The 18264-nt window shown below is 51.6% G+C and carries 23 protein-coding genes and 1 pseudogene; 1 reads left to right on the top strand and 23 read right to left on the bottom strand.

Translation table 11 applies throughout. The annotated features are described in order from the left end of the window. Positions 1-23 precede the first annotated feature (23 nt). Both ACQZQY_RS22840 and ACQZQY_RS22835 read right to left on the bottom strand, forming a co-directional pair. Entirely contained in the window at positions 24-509 is a 486-nt protein-coding gene (locus ACQZQY_RS22840; protein ID WP_056773831.1) for an RrF2 family transcriptional regulator, read from the bottom strand. Positions 510-719: 210 nt separating this feature from the next. Then, positions 720-1211 (bottom strand): annotated as a pseudogene (locus tag ACQZQY_RS22835) (porin); the annotation flags it as partial. A 195-nt stretch (positions 1212-1406) separates the two neighbouring features. Here ACQZQY_RS22835 and ACQZQY_RS22830 point away from each other — a divergent pair. Beyond that, a complete protein-coding gene (locus ACQZQY_RS22830; RefSeq protein ID WP_431297283.1) occupies positions 1407-1649 on the top strand; it encodes a DinI-like family protein in 243 nt (80 codons plus the stop codon). Positions 1650-2556: 907 nt separating this feature from the next. Here ACQZQY_RS22830 and ACQZQY_RS22825 read toward each other — a convergent pair. The 21 genes from ACQZQY_RS22825 to ACQZQY_RS22725 all read right to left on the bottom strand — a co-directional run bounded on the left by ACQZQY_RS22825 (position 2557) and on the right by ACQZQY_RS22725 (position 18263). Then, entirely contained in the window at positions 2557-2748 is a 192-nt protein-coding gene (locus tag ACQZQY_RS22825; protein ID WP_431297282.1) for a DUF2767 family protein, read from the bottom strand. 360 nt (positions 2749-3108) lie between these two features. Then, entirely contained in the window at positions 3109-3507 is a 399-nt protein-coding gene (locus ACQZQY_RS22820) for a hypothetical protein (protein WP_431297281.1), read from the bottom strand. 110 nt (positions 3508-3617) lie between these two features. Then, a complete protein-coding gene (locus tag ACQZQY_RS22815) occupies positions 3618-4058 on the bottom strand; it encodes a tail fiber assembly protein (protein WP_431297280.1) in 441 nt (146 codons plus the stop codon). Positions 4059-4061: 3 nt separating this feature from the next. Next, positions 4062-4799, bottom strand: coding sequence for a gp53-like domain-containing protein (locus ACQZQY_RS22810; RefSeq protein ID WP_431297279.1), 738 nt, complete (start codon positions 4797-4799; stop codon positions 4062-4064). Positions 4800-4848: 49 nt separating this feature from the next. Beyond that, positions 4849-5445 carry a YmfQ family protein gene (locus ACQZQY_RS22805; protein ID WP_431297278.1) on the bottom strand — a complete coding sequence of 199 codons (597 nt, stop codon included), beginning with the start codon at positions 5443-5445 and terminating at the stop codon, positions 4849-4851. Beyond that, positions 5442-6587 carry a baseplate J/gp47 family protein gene (locus tag ACQZQY_RS22800; RefSeq protein WP_431297277.1) on the bottom strand — a complete coding sequence of 382 codons (1146 nt, stop codon included), beginning with the start codon at positions 6585-6587 and terminating at the stop codon, positions 5442-5444. Before ACQZQY_RS22800 ends, ACQZQY_RS22805 begins: the two co-directional genes overlap by 4 nt. Then, positions 6587-7024, bottom strand: a complete 438-nt coding sequence (locus ACQZQY_RS22795) for a phage GP46 family protein (RefSeq protein WP_431297276.1) — start codon at positions 7022-7024, stop codon at positions 6587-6589. The genes ACQZQY_RS22800 and ACQZQY_RS22795 overlap by 1 nt, the downstream gene beginning before the upstream one ends. Continuing rightward, a complete protein-coding gene (locus ACQZQY_RS22790) occupies positions 7021-7605 on the bottom strand; it encodes a phage baseplate assembly protein domain-containing protein (protein ID WP_431297275.1) in 585 nt (194 codons plus the stop codon). The genes ACQZQY_RS22795 and ACQZQY_RS22790 overlap by 4 nt, the downstream gene beginning before the upstream one ends. After that, positions 7602-8663 (bottom strand): phage baseplate assembly protein, encoded by a 1062-nt coding sequence (locus ACQZQY_RS22785; protein WP_431297274.1) that lies wholly within the window; start codon positions 8661-8663, stop codon positions 7602-7604. Before ACQZQY_RS22785 ends, ACQZQY_RS22790 begins: the two co-directional genes overlap by 4 nt. Next, a complete protein-coding gene (locus ACQZQY_RS22780) occupies positions 8660-10066 on the bottom strand; it encodes a DNA circularization protein (protein WP_431297510.1) in 1407 nt (468 codons plus the stop codon). The genes ACQZQY_RS22785 and ACQZQY_RS22780 overlap by 4 nt, the downstream gene beginning before the upstream one ends. 50 nt (positions 10067-10116) lie before the next feature. Beyond that, positions 10117-12015, bottom strand: a complete 1899-nt coding sequence (locus ACQZQY_RS22775; RefSeq protein WP_431297273.1) for a hypothetical protein — start codon at positions 12013-12015, stop codon at positions 10117-10119. 121 nt (positions 12016-12136) lie between these two features. After that, complete coding sequence (locus tag ACQZQY_RS22770) at positions 12137-12727, bottom strand: phage tail assembly protein (RefSeq protein ID WP_431297272.1); 591 nt, start codon at positions 12725-12727, stop codon at positions 12137-12139. A gap of 2 nt (positions 12728-12729) precedes the next feature. After that, complete coding sequence (locus ACQZQY_RS22765; protein WP_414066292.1) at positions 12730-13098, bottom strand: phage tail tube protein; 369 nt, start codon at positions 13096-13098, stop codon at positions 12730-12732. Between the two features lie 9 nt (positions 13099-13107). Beyond that, positions 13108-14592 (bottom strand): phage tail sheath subtilisin-like domain-containing protein, encoded by a 1485-nt coding sequence (locus ACQZQY_RS22760; RefSeq protein WP_431297271.1) that lies wholly within the window; start codon positions 14590-14592, stop codon positions 13108-13110. Next, positions 14592-14831 (bottom strand): DUF2635 domain-containing protein, encoded by a 240-nt coding sequence (locus ACQZQY_RS22755; protein WP_431297270.1) that lies wholly within the window; start codon positions 14829-14831, stop codon positions 14592-14594. Before ACQZQY_RS22755 ends, ACQZQY_RS22760 begins: the two co-directional genes overlap by 1 nt. A 16-nt stretch (positions 14832-14847) precedes the next feature. After that, positions 14848-15393: an ATP-binding protein gene (locus tag ACQZQY_RS22750; RefSeq protein WP_431297269.1), complete on the bottom strand. Its 546-nt coding sequence runs from the start codon at positions 15391-15393 to the stop codon at positions 14848-14850. Beyond that, entirely contained in the window at positions 15390-15734 is a 345-nt protein-coding gene (locus ACQZQY_RS22745) for a head-tail joining protein (RefSeq protein WP_431297268.1), read from the bottom strand. The genes ACQZQY_RS22750 and ACQZQY_RS22745 overlap by 4 nt, the downstream gene beginning before the upstream one ends. Before the next feature lie 2 nt (positions 15735-15736). Further along, complete coding sequence (locus tag ACQZQY_RS22740; RefSeq protein ID WP_431297267.1) at positions 15737-16039, bottom strand: hypothetical protein; 303 nt, start codon at positions 16037-16039, stop codon at positions 15737-15739. A 2-nt stretch (positions 16040-16041) separates the two neighbouring features. Beyond that, positions 16042-17091 (bottom strand): major capsid protein, encoded by a 1050-nt coding sequence (locus ACQZQY_RS22735; protein WP_431297266.1) that lies wholly within the window; start codon positions 17089-17091, stop codon positions 16042-16044. A 108-nt stretch (positions 17092-17199) separates the two neighbouring features. Continuing rightward, positions 17200-17613: a head decoration protein gene (locus tag ACQZQY_RS22730; RefSeq protein ID WP_095921531.1), complete on the bottom strand. Its 414-nt coding sequence runs from the start codon at positions 17611-17613 to the stop codon at positions 17200-17202. Beyond that, positions 17613-18263 carry a DNA primase gene (locus tag ACQZQY_RS22725; RefSeq protein WP_431297265.1) on the bottom strand — a complete coding sequence of 217 codons (651 nt, stop codon included), beginning with the start codon at positions 18261-18263 and terminating at the stop codon, positions 17613-17615. Before ACQZQY_RS22725 ends, ACQZQY_RS22730 begins: the two co-directional genes overlap by 1 nt. Position 18264 lies beyond the last annotated feature (1 nt).

The raw sequence follows: 18264 nt of genomic DNA, 5'->3' as shown, positions 1-18264 counted from the left end.
AGTGAGTATCAGATGGCTGATGTTTATTTCGTGCAGAGCGACTTATCTGCGTATTCCGCAGCCAGGTCTTTGGTGCATTTGTACTTGCCGCCACGCTCAAACTCGGCCAGCGCATCGGCTACCGTATGGCGACCCAGCACCTGCAACGACGCCTCTTCAGCCTCATTCACGATATTTTTAAAATAGGTACAGGCATTGGCGCTGACAACACAGCGGGCAGGCACATCGGGACGTGCGGCCCACAGGCGTTTATCTTCAATCACGGCGCAGTAAATATCACGCAGCGTAATGTCTTCCGCCGGGCGGCCAAGATGAATCGAGCCGGTACGGCCAAGCGTTGAGACGATAATGCCATGCTGAGTCAGTGGCACCATCAGTTTGCGGATGAAGCTGGAGTTGGCTTCCAGACCTGTAGCTAAGATCGCACTGGTGCAGCGCTGTTCAGCCTTTTGGGACTGAGCGATACAAAACACCATCTGCATGGCTGTCGGAAAGCGATAATCTAACATTTCATTGTCCTGAGAAACCAAGTCTTAGGTTAAGCACCGTATCACAGAGGAATAACCCTGTACGTGAGCTGGTCAATAATATAACAAAGACTGTTGCATTATTGAAGGCGGGGACGGCGTTAACGCACAGAAAGTCACGTTTTGGGCACAAAAAAACCCATCCGGAGATGGGTTTTCTTTAGGCTATTTCTAAGACTTTTGGTCAGGAAATTAGAACTGGTAGATCATGCCAACGCCAACAACATCATCGGTAGAGATACCGTTGTTTTCGTAGAAATCATCATCGTTGTCCAGCAGGTTGATTTTGTAATCAACGTAGGTGGACATATTTTTGTTGAAGTAATAGTTCGCGCCAACAGAAACGTATTTAACCAGATCTTTGTCGTTGTCTTTTCCGCCATTGCCGTTGTTCAGGTCTTTACCTTTAGACTGCAGGTAAGAAACTTCCGGACGCAGACCGAAGTCGAATTGATATTGTGCCGTGACTTCAAAGTTCTGCGTTTTATTTGCAATGCCGTCATCGCCGTACATGGTCATATTACGGGTTTCAGCATACATGGTCGCCAGGTAGACATTATTTGCGTCGTATTTCGCGCCAATTGTCCAGACGTCAGCTTTGTCACCACGGTTATCAGCAGTTTGATCATTAGTACGGTCAGAAGAGGCATAAGCTGCACCTGCACTGATACCCATACCGAAATCCTAGGTAATTAAAGGCATGCTAAATGATTGTTTTATATGGGAAATGTGAGCGAATTAACAAGTTTTTTGGTTTGCATATCACTCTTCCTATCCCTATATGTTTCAACGAATTAAAACTAGTTTTGCAGAAGGGTTTTATTTTATTAAAACAAATATCACTGTATGTATAGCCAGTTAATTTGTTTGGGCGATTTTATGTTTGTTGAGCTGATTTACGACAAAAGAAATATGGCCGGTGTACCGAACGCCAACGCATTGATCCTGGCGGAACTTACCAAGCGCGTGCATGGCACCTTCCCTGATACTGACGTGAAGGTTAAACTGATGGTGACGCTCAGCGGCATCAACACGGACGCCAGCAAGGCACAGAGGGCAGTTCTGGCGGGGATTGTTGAGGAGATGTTTGATGATGCCGGTAACTGGCTCGGTGTGGAGTAAGGGGGCATTATGCACGTTGAATTGCTGATCAGTAAATTTTGAAATATAACCCGGCCACTGCGCCGGGTTTTTTGTGCCTGTGATTCAATAGACTCTTAGGTGCTCTATCGCCAGCCGTAATGCGTCGTCTTGACTTCCATTTGATTCAACGACCTCTTCCTGAGTTCGTTCAAGCCATAAGGCAATCCGGCTCCTACTCACACACGCATCATCTTTAGAAAGCATGAGGTAACACTCACCAATTAATGTACATGCCTCTCTAAATAAAGAATTGGTCCCAGGCATAGAAACTCCAATCAATCTGATAGTGTCATGTGCAATCCTAAATGGAAATTTAGTGTGAAGTTTATACAAAGCCTAAACTTTCTCCAAAATTCATCTAGAATGAGAATAGCTGACACAAGATCAGCAAGCCTGCCAAGGCCATGAGTCCCCTACCTTCTGATAGCCCGTCGTTAACACGGGCTTTTTTTTACGGAAAAATGACAGATTTACTTAAACCATGCTAATACTTTAAATGGGTGGATTAATCACCATCCTGAGCGTAAGTAATATTGATAACTTTGATTTTAGCCCGCCGACCGAGCGGGCTTTTTTTTACACGTGAAAGGACACTGAACTTTCTTTAATTTCAAAACTCAATTCAGTAAGCCAAATTTTCAATAGCTACTAATATGCTTTCGGGAGCATTGCTCTCGTTCCAAAACTAAATTTAGTGGCGATTCACTGGCCTTCGTTCGCGGGGGCTTTTTTACGCCCTAACATTCCCATTGAGCGAACACAGCCACTTATGGCTAGTTATCCTATAGATTGGATAATTATTACCACGCTATGATTATCCCGTTCTACCCGAACAGATTACTAATGTAGAAACTGATGTTTATTGCCCGCCTTTAGCGGGCTTTTTTTATGCATCAGAAAGCTTATTGATAATAGACTGGTAACACTCAGCCTCTCGATCATTAGTGCAATGCATACGCTTATTAGCGAAAAACTTTATCAAGTTCTCGCGGCTGATTTCGTAACCACTTTTTCGCAAGCCAAAGACAACATCCCCAAGAATCACACACATCTTGGCGTACATTTTTGATTCGTCCATATGTTCCCTCATTACGGATTTTCCTAACCTTATTAATGGTTTAGCTAAATATGTAATGATCGACAAGAGAAGGGGTTTATATACAGGGCGTACCGTCGAAAACGATCTGTTTTCAATTATTTTTCGCTGTTATAAAAAGCAAGAGTAAGCTTGAAGAGAAGCTTACCAGCCATTTTAGGTCATAGATTTCGTGAAAATTATGCTGATAGTACTCATCGTTCTGGAGATCTTAGTCGTGCTGATTTGGTGGGTGGTTAAGTAGCGGATGACGATGTGGATAAAAATTACTAATTAGAAAATATCAATATGTAAAAACCCTCCAAAGAGGGTTCTATTTCTAGCATGTGCCAATCTAAAAAATTAGTTAGCTGCTATCACTTTCATATCGTCTGACTTATCGACAGTATTGATCATCAAAAAGCTCAGCAACCCTTCGCCCGATGCCTTTCTCGCAGCTTCATTTCTTGCTACCAGATAGAATGGCGTCGCTACATCATAAGGCGCCTTTTCTGCAGGCTGCACGGAGAAGCTTAAAGCAGTTGGAGTATACGCTGAACTGCAAGCGATATCCCATTTCACTTCATCATGCTGAACGGACTTACACTTTGAAATCCCGAATGAGTAGGACATTTTGTTGCTGACCGCGCTCATTGCATCCAACACATAATCTGGCTCACTGCCACCATTGAAATTACCGTATGCAATCCCTGCAACTAACAAGAGAGGCGCTGCACACAAAAATATCTTACTGATTTTCACTTTAAGGCACTCCGTTAACATGAATCATCATTCACACGCCTTAAGATACTCCTAACTGCATTGCAAAGAAATGTCAGATGATGAAAATATTTACAGAAAACTTACATTAGTCACTCAAGGGAATTATTAGCGGGGGGTGTCGGCCATTCGATACTACCAGGCTGTGTTATGTCTACCGCCTGAATTTCCTTGATATAGGAGATCCATAACTTCAGAGAAGTTTTATCTGCATCACTGATCTCATCCATTAACAGTTCTGATTGCCAAATGCTGATGGCTTGTTTTGCAGATGAAATTAATTGGGCTTTAGTCTCTTTCGCCTGAGCCACAGATTCATCGTGGGTTAAGGCTGACACATCCCCCCATGCCGGTAATTTGTCATCTCCGGCGACTCTAACCTTGCCTGTAGGAACATCTGCGGTGAAGTCTTGAAATAGTGATTCTTCTACGTCAATCCCATCTTCCGGCCATGAGCCAGCTGCCTTGTATTCATCTTCAAGTGAGTAAGGATAAAAAGCGTTGTCCACTGCGCTATATAAATACTTTTCCATCTATTAATCCCCTATCGCTATATATGCAACCGACGTTCCTGATACGGCTCCGCCATTGTAATTCCAGGTGGTCGTCCTGAACTGAGTCGTTCCTAACGGTATGCAACCAATGATGTTCGGGAAGGTTGTATCCTGCTGAGTTGCAACAATTGACCGGCATGCAGTTGGGAATGGAACAGGAAAATTAATTATCGTATTCCCTGAAGTGGTGGTAGAAAAAACACCCGTCTGAACAATTTTGCCTGAAGGCAATTTGAACCAGGTTGTTGATGATGTGAACGAGTTCATGTCCGGGATTTGGTTTGCCCCCGTGCCTACCGTTTTTGTTGACGCATTCCCGAGAGATAAAGCTGAAATCGCATTGTTGAGTTGCAAAAGATTCACAGCATGCGCATTCGCTGTAGCTGTCGACACTGAAAACACTTGTGTGGCTAGGCCCGCCAACGCCGCGGCTGCAATATTTGCACGAGCTGATAACTGAGCTGCTGTACCTGCAGTTTTAATCTCCGATAAATTATTCGAGGTCTGCAAAAATAGCTTTTTCAGAGAATTAATTACTTGCCCATCATTTAAGGGGTCAGTAGCAATCGCTGCTGCGCTCAAAATAGCAATGAGTTCACGCTGAACCGAGTTTAACCATGCAGCATCAAGCATCGTGGGTGCCGCTCCCGCAGCAACGTTCCCGTTAGTCCATTCGCCGTTGATGTCAGCCGTTGGCGTCACATCCCCAATTTTTTGCATAAAAAATCCCTCACCGTTAGGTGCTAAACGTTCGCCAGTAGGTTGATTGTTAGTTGGTGTAACCGAATTTAACTATCGTATGAGAAGGTGCTAATTTACTTAAACGACATTCCAAACGTCTGTTCCCCCATGATCTAAGGGGGTCGCCGGCATAGGACTGCCCGGCCTGTGCGTAGGTCATCGTCGTTTGGGGGGCAGTTACCAACCAGGTAGAAGGCCAGTCTTCACCGTTTAACGGATCGCCACACACCGACATGCCAGCGCGGGCCTGCCGGTAGACCTGAATGGTAATGTCATACCCCAACGCTTTCGCGACCCCAATGAAATAGTTGGCTGACTGTCCACCCGTGCTGAAAAGCTTGGATAGGATCGCTTTTTGCCTTATTGCAATACTGTCATTTTCTCCAATCGCGCAATCATCGGGAAGGCCAAGTGTCTTTTCCCAGTCGGTTAACATGATGGTTGCTGTTGCAGGAAAAGCGCCCTCCAGCAGCGCTAACGCGGAATCATCACTTTTCTGATAAGACCGCGCCAACGCCCGAAGTACCGCAGACTGAACGCCGTCATTTTTTCGCGGCCAAACTAATCCCGTGGGCAATAATCCCTGCAATGCAGACGTATAGTCCGCGACTGAATATCGGCTCATGTGTAAGTTACCGTTCCGCGGACGGGGAGTTCCCCTGTCGTAGTCATTATGTTCGCGGCGGGTGAGGTCAGAATAAATCCGCTGGTGCCGCTCACGTTACTCAAAGCAATAACCAAATCGGAAAGCAGGACCTTTCCTCCCGTCGGATCCCCTGACTCGAAAAACACACCGTCTATCGCCGCGTTAATCGCCGCCGTCGTCGTACTGTCGGCCGTCGAAATTCCATCAATGATAAAATTGACCGTTTTCTTAATTGGGGAGCAGACGTATACCAGGGCGGTGACAGGCTGGCGTGGGTAAATATAGTTGGCCACGCGCCCCTGCTCCCCGGTGGCTTTTACCGCTGACCAATTTTCCAGTTCGGAAATGCCATCCGTACCAACGGGAAATCCGTTGTTTGAGGTATCAGTGCCATCGGTCATGATATATACCCCGACCGTTCCGGCCCCCATAAGCCGTCGGGCGGTCCATGCCCGTGTTACCCCGGAGACGGCGAGCGCCCACGATTCATAATCATCGTGATTCCCACCCTGAGGGGTATTCTGGTAGGCCAGCAGCATGCGGGTGCGGAAAGCCTCTTCGCTTTCAATGTCTGCGCCGTCGGTGACCGCCGTGATGAGCGTCACAACGGAGTCAATGCCGGAGATAGCGGTGTCGAGTGACAGTTGCGTCCCAGCTGGGGTGTTACCCTCCGCGCCCCCACCTGTCGGATCCTCGCTAGGATCAGGGAGCACGGCGGTGACAATAGCGGTGGCCGTTCCATCAGGACCTATAATCACCTGCCCGCTCGTCGTGTACTGATACCCATCTCCTCGGTTAAGCACCGTGCCTGCTGGTATCGATTTCCCAACCGATCCGGTAAACAATGCCCCATTGCTGGTTCCCGCATGGGCGGCTTTTTGCGTCACGCTTTTCAGCGCCGCCCAACCTGCCAGATTCTCGTCCGTTGCGCTCCAGGGTACCGACTGTTTGGCTATCCAATCGAGATAGCCGTAGTGAAGATACGCAAGGCCCGCGTCTGCGGTGCCGAGGATGCTGAGGTTAGAAAATCTTAAGGGGGTGCCTACCCCTTTTAATTCTGACTCGATCGCGGCGAGATTGCGCGCACGCAGCTCGCTGAGTGTAGGCCGATTGTAGGGCATTATTTAGACTCCCAGACCCAGAAATAGCGCTTTGTAACAGCACTGAATCCCGGCTTTTGATATGTAATAACAAGGTTGAGTCTGTTCGGATACACTATCTGGGTGACAGGCGTAATACTGGCGACTACGCCATCATCGATGAGCCACTTCAGAGCCTCGGAAGCATAATTCTCGGCCTTGTTGGCCGTGGACACCGTGAGCTTTTGCCGGCGAAGAAGCCAGAGGCGCGAACCCACCGGGTAATCCTGATCGACATCTCCCCACCAACCCCGGCGATCCTCCCCGTCAAAATCATCATCGACACGCGCCAGCCGGTCAGTGAAAAGGCTGATCAGGATGGCCGTATGGAGATCGTCACCCTCCTGAAGGTCGCCGGATGCTTCAACCCAATCCCCCGCGGATTGTTCCGCATTCCAGAGCGTTGTAATGTCGGTCATTCGACTTTTTCTCCCGGTTTTTCACTGGTCGGGGATGAGCCGCCGCTCTGCACGTTTCTTACAACGTGATCGTGCTCGTTGTAGGTGTCGCGCAAATTTTTCAGGGTGGTGGTATTGCTGCCTGCATTATCAATGATGTCGCCCGCGCACTTCAGCACTGGCGTATCGGCATAGATTTCTTCTGAAGCAACAATGGTCACTTTCGTCGAATTTATCACCGTCACTGGCTGTCCGACTGCATCTACCTCAAGTCCTGTTTCCGTCAACTTCACGTGCATCCCCCACAGGTTGTAAAGAATGGTTTCCCCTGAATTGAGTCCTGTTTTTCGGCTACCCTTATGCCCGGAGGCAATGACTACGGCGTTTGAGCGGTCACCGGAAAGATAGGCGATAAGCACGTCAGCATCAGGCGGAAGCGATGATGAAAACCCAAACTCCATCAGCCGCGGGGTATTGTTTTTAACCTCAAGGGGCGTCTCATACTGAATCTGTTGAACACCGCCGGCGTCGTTGGTCAGCGTGGCCCGCCCTACCCCCAACATCATCATGGCCCTGCGGTATAGCGTGCTGATTGCTGTCATCGGTTCAACTCCGGGATCAGGCTGTAGAAACGGTAAGGCTGTACGGAGAACGCCGCCGGCGGCATCAGCACCATTTGCGCCGCGGTACCGCGATCGTCTTTGAGAAAGGTCACCTCGGCCAGCAGCCACAGCGCGTCATTGATCCCCATTTTTGGAATGTTGACCGGGATCAGCGTATTCGGTTCCCAAAGCTTACCGGCGCTGTCGCGCCAGTTATCAATGGTGACCTGCAGTGTTTTAGAACGGCCGTAACGGCGGTTCATCTCCCAGTCAATCGCCTGCTGCGCCAGCTCGGTGGTGTTCATCGTGCTTTCGACGATGATGATGCGATTTCGATAACGCATCTTTACCACGTCCGGATCGTTGGCCGTGGCCTTCGTGACCGCACCATACCCGCTATCGTCGACCAGTGGATTGATAGACATCGAAACGCCGGTATATTCGGAAAACCGCTCATCTATTGAAGCCTCATAGGCGGCAGCCTCAATATTGACGCCCTGAGATACGCCGCTGGCCGCTTTTTTTGTGCCAACGCGCGTCAGGTAAAGACTGCCGTCTGGCAGATCGTAATAAAGGAGTGCGGCCCAGCGTGTGATGCGGTCGATAATTTCCTGAGAACTTTCTCCCCAGTTAAGCGTGAACTGCGGGACATTTTCCATGTCTGTCACGTCGCTCGACACCGTAATGCCGTAGGGTGCCGCCAGACGCTGAGCGATTTGCAGCGGTGTTGCGCCGGTGATCACGTTGTTGTTCCATTTAGCTGAACAGTCCACGAGATCCTGACACTTGCTTCTTCCGGTCGCCCTGACCTCATGCCGCGTGGCTGAAATCATCGGTGCCCACCGGTCGATATATCCCGTGATAACCGTATCATCGCCCAGCTTTACTACGCACGGATCGCCCTCTTTCACCAGCTGCTTTTCATCACTTCCGGGGAATTCATCCATCAGCGACAGATCAAAATCGCTCGGCATGCGCTCAATGCTGCGGGTTATCCGTACCTGATCCCAGCCGGAAAGTATTTTCCCGCCGATAGTTAACGTCATTTCGTCATTCATGATGTCAGCGCCCTAAAAGAAAGCGGCATAAATGCCGGATGAACCGGATCGGCCATTTTAACCAACCCCTCGGTGCGGGCAGCATCCTGATAAAATTTGTTAGCCAGGTTCAATGCAGGTAATGACTTTGCCTGCGTAACGGTTGATACATTGGCCAGAAGAGCTCCCTTTTCTTTCAACGTGGTGTTGACAGTCGTTTTAAGCACGGTCAGTTCACTGAATACCGCGTCATAGCCCGCATCAGCCGCTGCAAGAGATACCGTGTCGATCACAGACACCGTCCGCTGAAGTAATACCGTTGCCTCGTCATAGCTTGCCGGTTCATATTGAGAAGCGGCATAGGCCATCGCCCCCGCGGACAGCGTGATCAGGTAAATCTGTGTTGACCGGGTGATACTACTGTCGCTGTTGTCAGGTCGGTAAGTTGTGTCAGAAAAACCCGAAAGCGTTTCCAGCATGCGAACCAGATCCAGTCCTTTTACCTCACTGGCTAATAACGCGTTAATCACGTCCAGCGCACCGTCGGCGTAGGCCGCGATGCTGGTTGAGGCAAGCAGGCTGGCAGTTGATGCCTGCGTTAGTGCCCTGTCCTCGACTGAAGCGGCCATTTTTTGTGAAACCAACAGCTCATAATCATCGGTGTCTGCATCTGATGACGCGGTGGTGGTTGCACCCGACGCGCTGCCGCCCACCGTCCCGGTGTTATAACGCCCATATCGGGTGCTGCCGAACGTCGATTTCAGGGTGTTACTGAGGTTTGTCGCTTCATTGGCGGTACGCGTTACCATGCTGGTCCAGAAGGAAACCGTACTTTTGAGCGTTTTTATTGCCTGATTTACCGTGCGAATATCAGAGTTAACCTCGGCTATGAAGGTGGCCGCTGATTTGGCAGCCAGCGCCAGCCAGGACGTTTGTACAGTCGAGGCCGCAGAAACCGCGCCGGTCACCGCGAACACCCGCAGCCCTGACTCAATAACGGTCAGCGAAAATTCAAACACGCGCTCTGAGTCTTTGCTTTCTCGCAGCCGCAGTCCGCCTTCGGGAATGCTGACCGTCAGCTCGCCCAGCGTCGGATGGACCAACGTACCGGCGCCCAGGCTTTCGCAGGCGGCAATCAAATTGTCGCGTTGGGTCATCACGTCCGGCGCGCTGTAAACCAGGCTGCTTTGAATAATAAAGCCGGAGAGCGTCAGGCGGCGGGTAGAGCGCCCCATATCTTCCACCCAGACCGAATCACGATAAGGGTACTCATGCACGGCCTGCCGGCGGCCAAAGCTTCCGTCACCGTCCACGACCGCGAAAGGCACGCCGCGAAATGAGGCGGGATGAATATGATCTCGCCAGTGCCACGTGTCGCCTGAAAAACCCAACAGTGAAGACAGAGCATCTTGAATCAGTGGCATCCTATCCCCCAAAAAAGGAAAACCCGCTGAAGCGGGTCAGGTTGATGGTTTCATGGTGGCGACATCGCCGTAGTGACTTTTCCGCCAGATCCGGAAACTTTTTTTCGCTCTCCGGTTCGTCCGTTGATAAGCGTTACTTCTATCTCACTTTTACTGTCTTTCAGCGCGGTAGAAATAACTTCTCCCAGTTTCTGGGTATCCAGTACAGCCCCATTCGGAGAGCCGGTAGCAGGAGCGTTGATGTTGGTACCATCTGCTTTTGCTGGCTGATTAATGGAGGCAGACTCGGGAGATGAAGGACCATTAATTAACCAGTCAGAATACTGATCGCGCTGGTAAGCAAGGCGAGTCGGGTCGCGAAGCCCCTGCCACTTCGGGTCCGTCATTGACTGATTTATGCCGCTGTCGATGTCCTTTTCGCTGTATGGCTGGCTCCCATTCTCATGACGGATCATGGCGGCCATCATACGCTTAAGGGTAGCGGGGTCACTTAGGTCAAGTTGCTCATGAGCACCATATCCCGTATCACCAGTAATGGCGTTGATATATGCCTGCGTATTGTTTTCGCTACTGGGGGCGTAAGTATGAATAATACCGTAGGGCGTATTATTCCCGCGATCGCCATAAAGCTGTAACTGCCGGCTCATGGCTGCTAAGCCATCATCCGGCTTATCAAAAACGGCAAAGGCGCCATCATTTCCGACCGCGTTCGGGGCAACCCGCAAGTTACCGGGATTGTTGTTTCGAATACCGCGAGCATTGCCACCACCGGACTGGTTATAGGACATGGGTGGTGAGTTTGTGTCTGGTGAATACGGGGATTGTACGTAAAGGCCTTTCACATCCTGCTGAAGCAGCTTTGCTTTATCCGTAGGCCCATAAAAACTATTCAGTTTCTTTACCAAATCCCCGGACGCATAACCCATGTTCAGGTCTAACTTTTCATCCCACGATAACGTTTTCTTGAATTTTTCATCCTTTAAAGCTTCCCTGATACGGTCTGCCTGCTTTCCTCCGGAGTTGAAATCCATCAACGATCCCACTGTGGCAGTATCAAACCCGTGTTGCATAACTTGGGAGGCACTATCAAAAACTCCTTGAATGGTAGGGTCCTTGCCCAGATTAACCTGTGCTTTCATCAGTAATCCGTCCCAAGAAGCAGATATGTGATTTAGCTGGTTACGAAACGCCAGCGCGTTTTGCACATCTTTATCAGAAAAAATCAGCCCATCTCGCTGGGCCTGATCTTTCAACTTTTGCACCTGGTCAGTACTTTGACGCAAAAAACTTAACAGCTCGGGCGAGAAGCCCCCCACCTGTGCAATCAGCGCCTGTCTTGCCGGGGACTGCTGAAGCATGACCTTATTCAGGTCATCCATCAGCTTTGCAACATCCGCGACCCCTTCCTTTGTTTTGCTGATCTTGATACCCAGCTGCGAAGTCAGCGCCAGAAAGCCGTCATCGCGCATATTCAGCGCATCGTTTGCGCGCTGATAAAGTCCAGAAACTGACCCTTCTGCCGCATCGCGCGCAGACCCGTTCTCGATCATTGCCCCGGTCAGTTCCTGATAGGCGCGGGTCGTTGTGCTGATATTTTTGGCCGTCGTGTCAATTTTATAACCGGCATTTGCATAACCCTGAATGCCTGACTTCACCGCGTTAAAAACGCTGGCTAACCCTCCCAGCCCCAGTGTCAGGCCTCCGACCATTTTCAGAGGAGGCACAAGATCGCCGATAAACTGCACGCCATCTTTGGCATTTTTTGCCAAATCCCCCAGCCTTTCGCTGATCTCGTCAACACCTTCAGAGGACTGCCGACCACCAAGCTGTAATCCTGTCCGCGCATTATTCAGCTGTGGGAGCAGTTTTTTTACTGCATCATCAATGCTCTGAATTGACTCAGAAACCCGGTCGTCCGCCGTCAGCTGGAAATCAAACGCCTTAGCCATGTTTATTTTTCCTTCACGCGGTTAATTCGCTGCGCCTGAGTTTTCCACCAAAGTAAACGGCTCCAGGTTAAGCGCCAGCCATCAGCTGGCCCCCACCCGTAGTAGTAAGAAACGTCAGCAATCAGATCCCGCCAGCGTCCTGCGTCGGGGAGTAGTTTAAAAAACCCAGCAGATAGGCCTCGCAGCTTTTGTAATCGGTATAGGGCAGCCGATTAATAACTTCGGGAGCAATGCCGGAAAGTTCTGCGATCAAGGCCGACATTGCAGGCAGACCTCCCTTCGCTGTCTGGGTTTTATAAAACTGGTCGACCTGCTCAAGATTGGGTTCAGACAGGTCAACGCTGTTCCAGCTACTTTTCCCCGCACTGTCCTGAAGCTGATTGGCCAGCACAATGATCGTGCTGCTTTTCGGCTGACTCTCTGCATAGCCGATTTCTGGCTTGTAATTCAAAAAAGTGAGCAGAAAGGATTCGCAGCGCTTGTAGGCAGTAAAAGGCAGCTGCTTAATTACCTGCGGGGGTATCCCGGACAGCAGTGAAATAAGGTGACCCATTCCGGCAAGGGCGCCGTTGGTTTTCTGTTTATCGAGAAACTGATTTACCTCGATGACAGCAGGTTCATGCAGCTCAATATTTTCCCAGATGATTTTACCGCTGGCATCAGCCAGCGGTTTTTCCAGTGGGATAAGAATGGTTTTATCCTGTTCTTCCACGATCAGCTCTCCACCACGTCAAAGCCTTCCCAGCGGACGTCGAAGACTGCGTCTTCGCTGTCCACTTCCTGCGACTCTACCGTCCACATGCCGGTGCCAATGACGGTTTTACCGTTTGCCAGCTCTGCCACGACGGTCACATTGGTCATATCGGTAAAATCTGCAACCGTCGTGCCGCCGCTGTCGCGAACCTGACAGGAGATGAACGGCGCAGACGGTTTCTCTTTGTAGCCGTGCACATAGTCCATGCCGGTCAGGGTTTCACGCTTGAGCTTTGAAGGGCTGTATTTGAACTGGCCGGCGACCATGATGGAGACGCCGTTAGTCGTCACAAACGCTGTCCCCGCGAGGCGGTTAGATGTATCTGCCATGATGATTCCTTACGCCGCGGCTTGCAGGCGGAACTGGTTGAGGAGAGCGAACACGCGCAGCTGGTTGATCAGAACACCATCCCACAGCACGTCAACCCGGTTAGGGTTAGAGGTGCTTTTCGTCACCACTAAACCGGCGGCGAAGGCTTTGGAATCTTGCACATAACCGTTGTATTCCAGCTGAGTGTACTGGGCGATGAGCTCCGCGCGGATAATGTTCGGCGTCACGATAGCCGACCCCGGTGCAAAGCGCGTGCCGTCGGCCGCCAGCTTCATGCGGGCAAACTTCGACGTCACCTGCGTCCTGATAAAGCGTGTCACAAACATCAGCAGAAACAGCGTTTCGACCTGCAGATAACTGTCGTCTGCGTCGCCGTATTTGTTGGTCTGATACGTGGTGATCAGGTTTTCAACCTGCACCGTATTGTCATCGGCGACGCTAAAGGTCGAGATCCCGCTGTAAAGCAGGTTGTTACGCTCGGTCAGTTCAAAGCGGGATGCTAACGGCGGCGCTAAAACACCACTGACGGTCAGCGTTTGCAGCGGACGACCGGGATCGTTACGCAAGCTGCCTGCCACAGCGCCAGTAACCGCCGCTGCCCAGACATACGCCGGGGTCGGAGAGTCATTGACGCCCAGTAACGTAGCATGCTGATCGTTGCGGGCTTCACCGACGGTGGTCAGTTGACCGTACGTGCCTGATGCCGCGCCGAAGACGTGGCCATAAAGTTGCTGCGCGTAGCTCCAGCGGCCGGTGCTGTCGGAAAGCAGCCCTTTAAGGGCATCAAGAGACGTCGTATCCGTATAAGGCGTGACGATGAAATCAAAAGTGCGATCGCCCAGGTTAGCCAGCGCAGTGGCCATATCCGGTGCGCCCGCGCCGCCGGTCATGGCGGTGAGAGTAATACCCAGCCCCGCAGGCGTACTTTCGCCACCCGCACTGCCCTGATAATTAAGACGCAAATCAATGCCGTTGCCGTGCGCGCCTTTATTTTTAGCGGTCAACGTTACCACGCCGGCGGCGGCGGCGGCCGTAACAGGTAGTGATGTTTTCGCAGTGATTGCCGCGACCAGCGACGCCGCCATTACGGTCACGGTGTCCGTGCTCATCACCGTGGCCTGCACCCGCTGCCCTGCAATGTATAACGAGATCACTCCGGTTTCCGATGGCGCAGTTGTTAAGGTCATCTTTCCGGTTGCTGCCGTCTGGGCAACGCCGTCAGCCAGCGGCAGTAAATAGATTTCACCAGCCACGTCGTTCGCCAGATACGCGACCATCTGGTTGTGGAGCATTGAGCCCGCACCGTAAATCCCAGCCGTATTGGACGCGGAGGATTCAATAACAGGAACATTGAGCTGCACGCCTGCGCTTGTTAACGCCTGACCGATGATCAGCGTGCGCTGTGTTGCTGTCGCCGTGTTCGCCTGAGAATTATCAAACTCGGCAAAGAAAAGCGGCGTGCGAAGATTGGAAGGGATATTTTGAAAATCCATTAGCGGGCACTCCCCGTATCTGTTGTAGCGGTAGTTTTATCGCTGTCTGTGGTGGTATCCGTCACTTTTGCCGTGGGCACAGGCTTAGCCTGCGGCACAGCATCTGCATTGACGACGTCACCGTCGCGAAGCCGGCGATCCCAGAAGGTGCTTTTCTGCACTTCTGCCCCTTCTTCGGGCAATAGGGTGCCTTTAACCGGATCGCGCACTGTGCGCCCGGCGGTCGGTTTTAGAAACATGGGTGACTCCAGAATGTTATTGAGGCAGATCGAAGGTCGCGTAGACTTCAGGTGTACCGTCGGGCTGTTTAATCGTGACGTCGATACCCTCAAGCGGAGTGGTGTCGATAGGGTAGAAATCTTCCGGGCCCTGGTAATACTCGATATCCAGTTCCATCAGCAACTGGGCCGTATGCCCTTCACCACCGGCGTTGACGTCAATAGTGGAGCGCACCTGTAAAAACTGCTGAGTCTGACGGGTGAGCTCATAGCTGTTGATCACAGCACGCTCAATTTGTTCGCGCAGGTTCTCGAGCGCCACCTCCGCTTTCTCGGCCCCGTTGTCCTGATCAACCTCATCAAGCTCCTGCAGGCGGCCGGTAATTCGAACGGTGGTCACCGTCGTAAATTGTGGAACATTGCGCCCGAGGGAGTTTTTGAGATCGAAAGGAGTTTGTACGAGAATAGCCGGGTACATATCTTCCGACGTCGGCCAGTCCCGCGGTGAATAAACGCGCCCGGCGGCGTCCGTTTTGCCGGTCAGCGCGCCGATAATCAGTACCCGCAATGCTGCAGCATTCATACTTTCACCCTGTTAAGAATGAGCTTTGAGCCACCGTGGCTGTCCGGCTGAATATCAGAAATGGTAAACAAGGTATTCACCTGCTCACCGCCGACCAGGCCAATAAACACCCGATCGCCCCTTTTCGGCGGGATTAAAAACTCGCTGTCGAGCACGCCAAGCACAGGTGACGTGGTGTTGATGGTGCTGCCGTCTTCCAGTGGTTCCACGTCCTGCGTATACGCACGGTCGAAAATCCCGCTGATGGTATAGGCCGCTCCACCCGCGGGACGGAAATCAACCGGGTCACCAAATACGCCGTGTAACGGCCTGAGCAAATGCCGATCCCAGTTGACCCCCATTATCAGGCTTCCCCGCTCTCGGTTTTAACGGCAGAAGGCGCATCCGAGGTGATCGTGGACTGCCCGTCTTCTTTAGAGATGCTGACCTCCTGACCGGACGCCGCTTCCATTTCCTGTTTCACCGCCTCCAGCGTTTTCACAAAGCCGGACGCGATAAGCCGATTGGCGTCACTCTCTGAGAGTTCAACGCGCGAATTTTGCGTGTAGCTCTCCCCGTCGTGACGAACGCTTTTCTCTTTGAGCACCACCACGGTGATCAGATCAGCGGCCTCAGAGGCCGTGTCGGTTGCTTTATCTCTTGCCATAATCAGACCACCTTCGCGCAAAGGGCCGCGTTAACCCGGCTCGGGATAACAATCGGGGAAGACTGCATCATCAGGAAACGCTGCGCCGGGTCATGCTGCAGCCAGCTTTTTGGTGCATACGCCATCGGCCCGTAATTGAAGGCAGGATCGATGATTGCGCCAAACGCACGGGTACCCATCAGATCCGGACCCGACATAACCACTGAACCGTCAGCGATCATCGGATTTTCGATGCCGGTGTCCGGATCAATGAACCAGTCGTTGTAAAGCCAGAGCGTGTACTGGCCCCAGTAACCTTTACACACCGCACCCTTCGCAATCTGCGCACCTGGGTTAATGATGTTGCCGGACGGATTTTGCGCCGGCAGGATAATGGCACCTTTCAGCGACGTATCCAGCTTGAACGCGCGCCATGAGGCGTTGGTGAAGATAATGTCAGTCGCCTGGGCGCCAGATTTTTGTAGGATCAGCGCCTGCCATTCTTCAATGTCGTCCGTTGGCTGGGTGTTAGTTGCCCCCACAGCAACGCTGGTCGGCCATTTGTCGGCACCGCTGAGCGCAATGGTTAAGGCCGGATCGCGACCAAAATCAACGACGGTGGTTGGGAAACCGTCACCTTTGATGGTGACGGTACCGGTGGCAATCGCGCTGCAGCCCATCCACTCGAGGCGACGATTCAAAATATCAATCTGGTCGCTCATCTCGAACTGGATATTCAACATTTCACGTTCGGCGGCGGTGTATTCGCCACCAATGCGCTCACCAATCTGGCGGCGGATCGGTTTACGCAGGTCAGGAGCCCGCTTGTCTTTGATGTAGGCAGGCTTGAACTTGTCGGTCTGGTAACGACGGCTTTCCACCAATTTACCTTCGACCAGCGGTGAGCAGAACGGCGCCATGCGGCGCAGACCGATGTCTACGTCGATCGCCACATACTCATCGTCACTGGTCACGATGTTCGGGAAAAAACGGTCGAGGATGAAGTTTTGAGACGTCATCAGATTGGGGACTAACCCGACCAGCGACACGGTATCGTAAATAGTTTGGGACATGGCTTATTCTCTCTGTGTCCCGACCTGTTGGCCGGGATAAATATAAGACGCACAACGCCCTGCCCGGTGAAGGGCATGCGAAGAAGGTGATGAAATTAAAACGGGTGTTTAGCTGGCAGGTGCCTGAACGCTGTCGCGCAGGAAGATACCAAACGGACGGAGCGCAGGTTTGAGCGTAGCGAGCGTCCAGCTCGGATCGAAGGTAATGCGGTTCTTGTTAATTTCGGCCATCAGATATACGCCGGCTAACGTGTCCGCCGCGGTGGCATTCACATCATCAGCCAAAATGGCTTGCGGTACCTGGCTGCCGTCGGTTGCTGTCGCCACGCTCAGGGTGTATTTCCCGGAGGCGGTGATCACACCCAGTACGGTACCGCGTTTATAGGTTGCCGTAGAACCGGTCAGGATAGTCACCGTATCGGATACCACCTGCAGAGGACCGGACAACAACTGATCCGGGATGAAGGTGTCATGCTGTACGCCCGGCACCCAGGCATTTTGCCCCACTGAAGTCACAGTCATTATTTTTTACCCTTAACCTGGTTATAGAGAGCGGCCGCACGGGTGACCACTGTGTTTGCATTACCTGACGGCCCCGCATCATCATTGCCCAACTGATGGTTTTCTACTTTGGACATGCGCTCGTCCAGAGATAGACGACGAGACTGCTGCGGTGCCTGCATCGGGCCGGAGCTTGCCAGAACGCGGATAGCGGCGGCCGAGCTCATGCCGGTGGTGATGGCCAGCGAAACGGCCAGCGGACCTTTACCCGCGGCATATTTGCTGCCGAGAATGCGGGAGATACGGTTACGCTCGGCGCGGCGGCCTTTTTTGACGTCACGATCGTCTTCATCATCGTCACCGTCACCGTCATCGTCGTCGCCTTCGTCAGCATCCGCATCGTCATCGTCATCTTCCGCACCGCGACCTTTGGCTTTTTTAGACTTTTCCTTGTCGTTATCATCTTCGTCGTCAGAATCATCCTCTTCTTCTGCACGCTTAGATTTTTTTGACTTGCCCTTGTCTTCCTTGTCTTTCTCGTCGTCGTTTTCATCCTCTTCAGCACGACGGCCTTTTGCCTTTTTGGACTTTTCTTTCTCGTCTTCATCTTCTTCTGAAGATTTAGCAGAATGACCAAACAGGTGCGCAAAACCCTTAATTTTCATTGACATC

Origin of the sequence: Rahnella sp. PAMC25559 (genome assembly GCF_050632365.1) — a bacterium.
GTDB lineage: Bacteria > Pseudomonadota > Gammaproteobacteria > Enterobacterales > Enterobacteriaceae > Rahnella > Rahnella rivi.
Note: the sequence above shows the minus strand (reverse complement) of the source record. Positions and strands in the feature narration are given on the sequence as shown.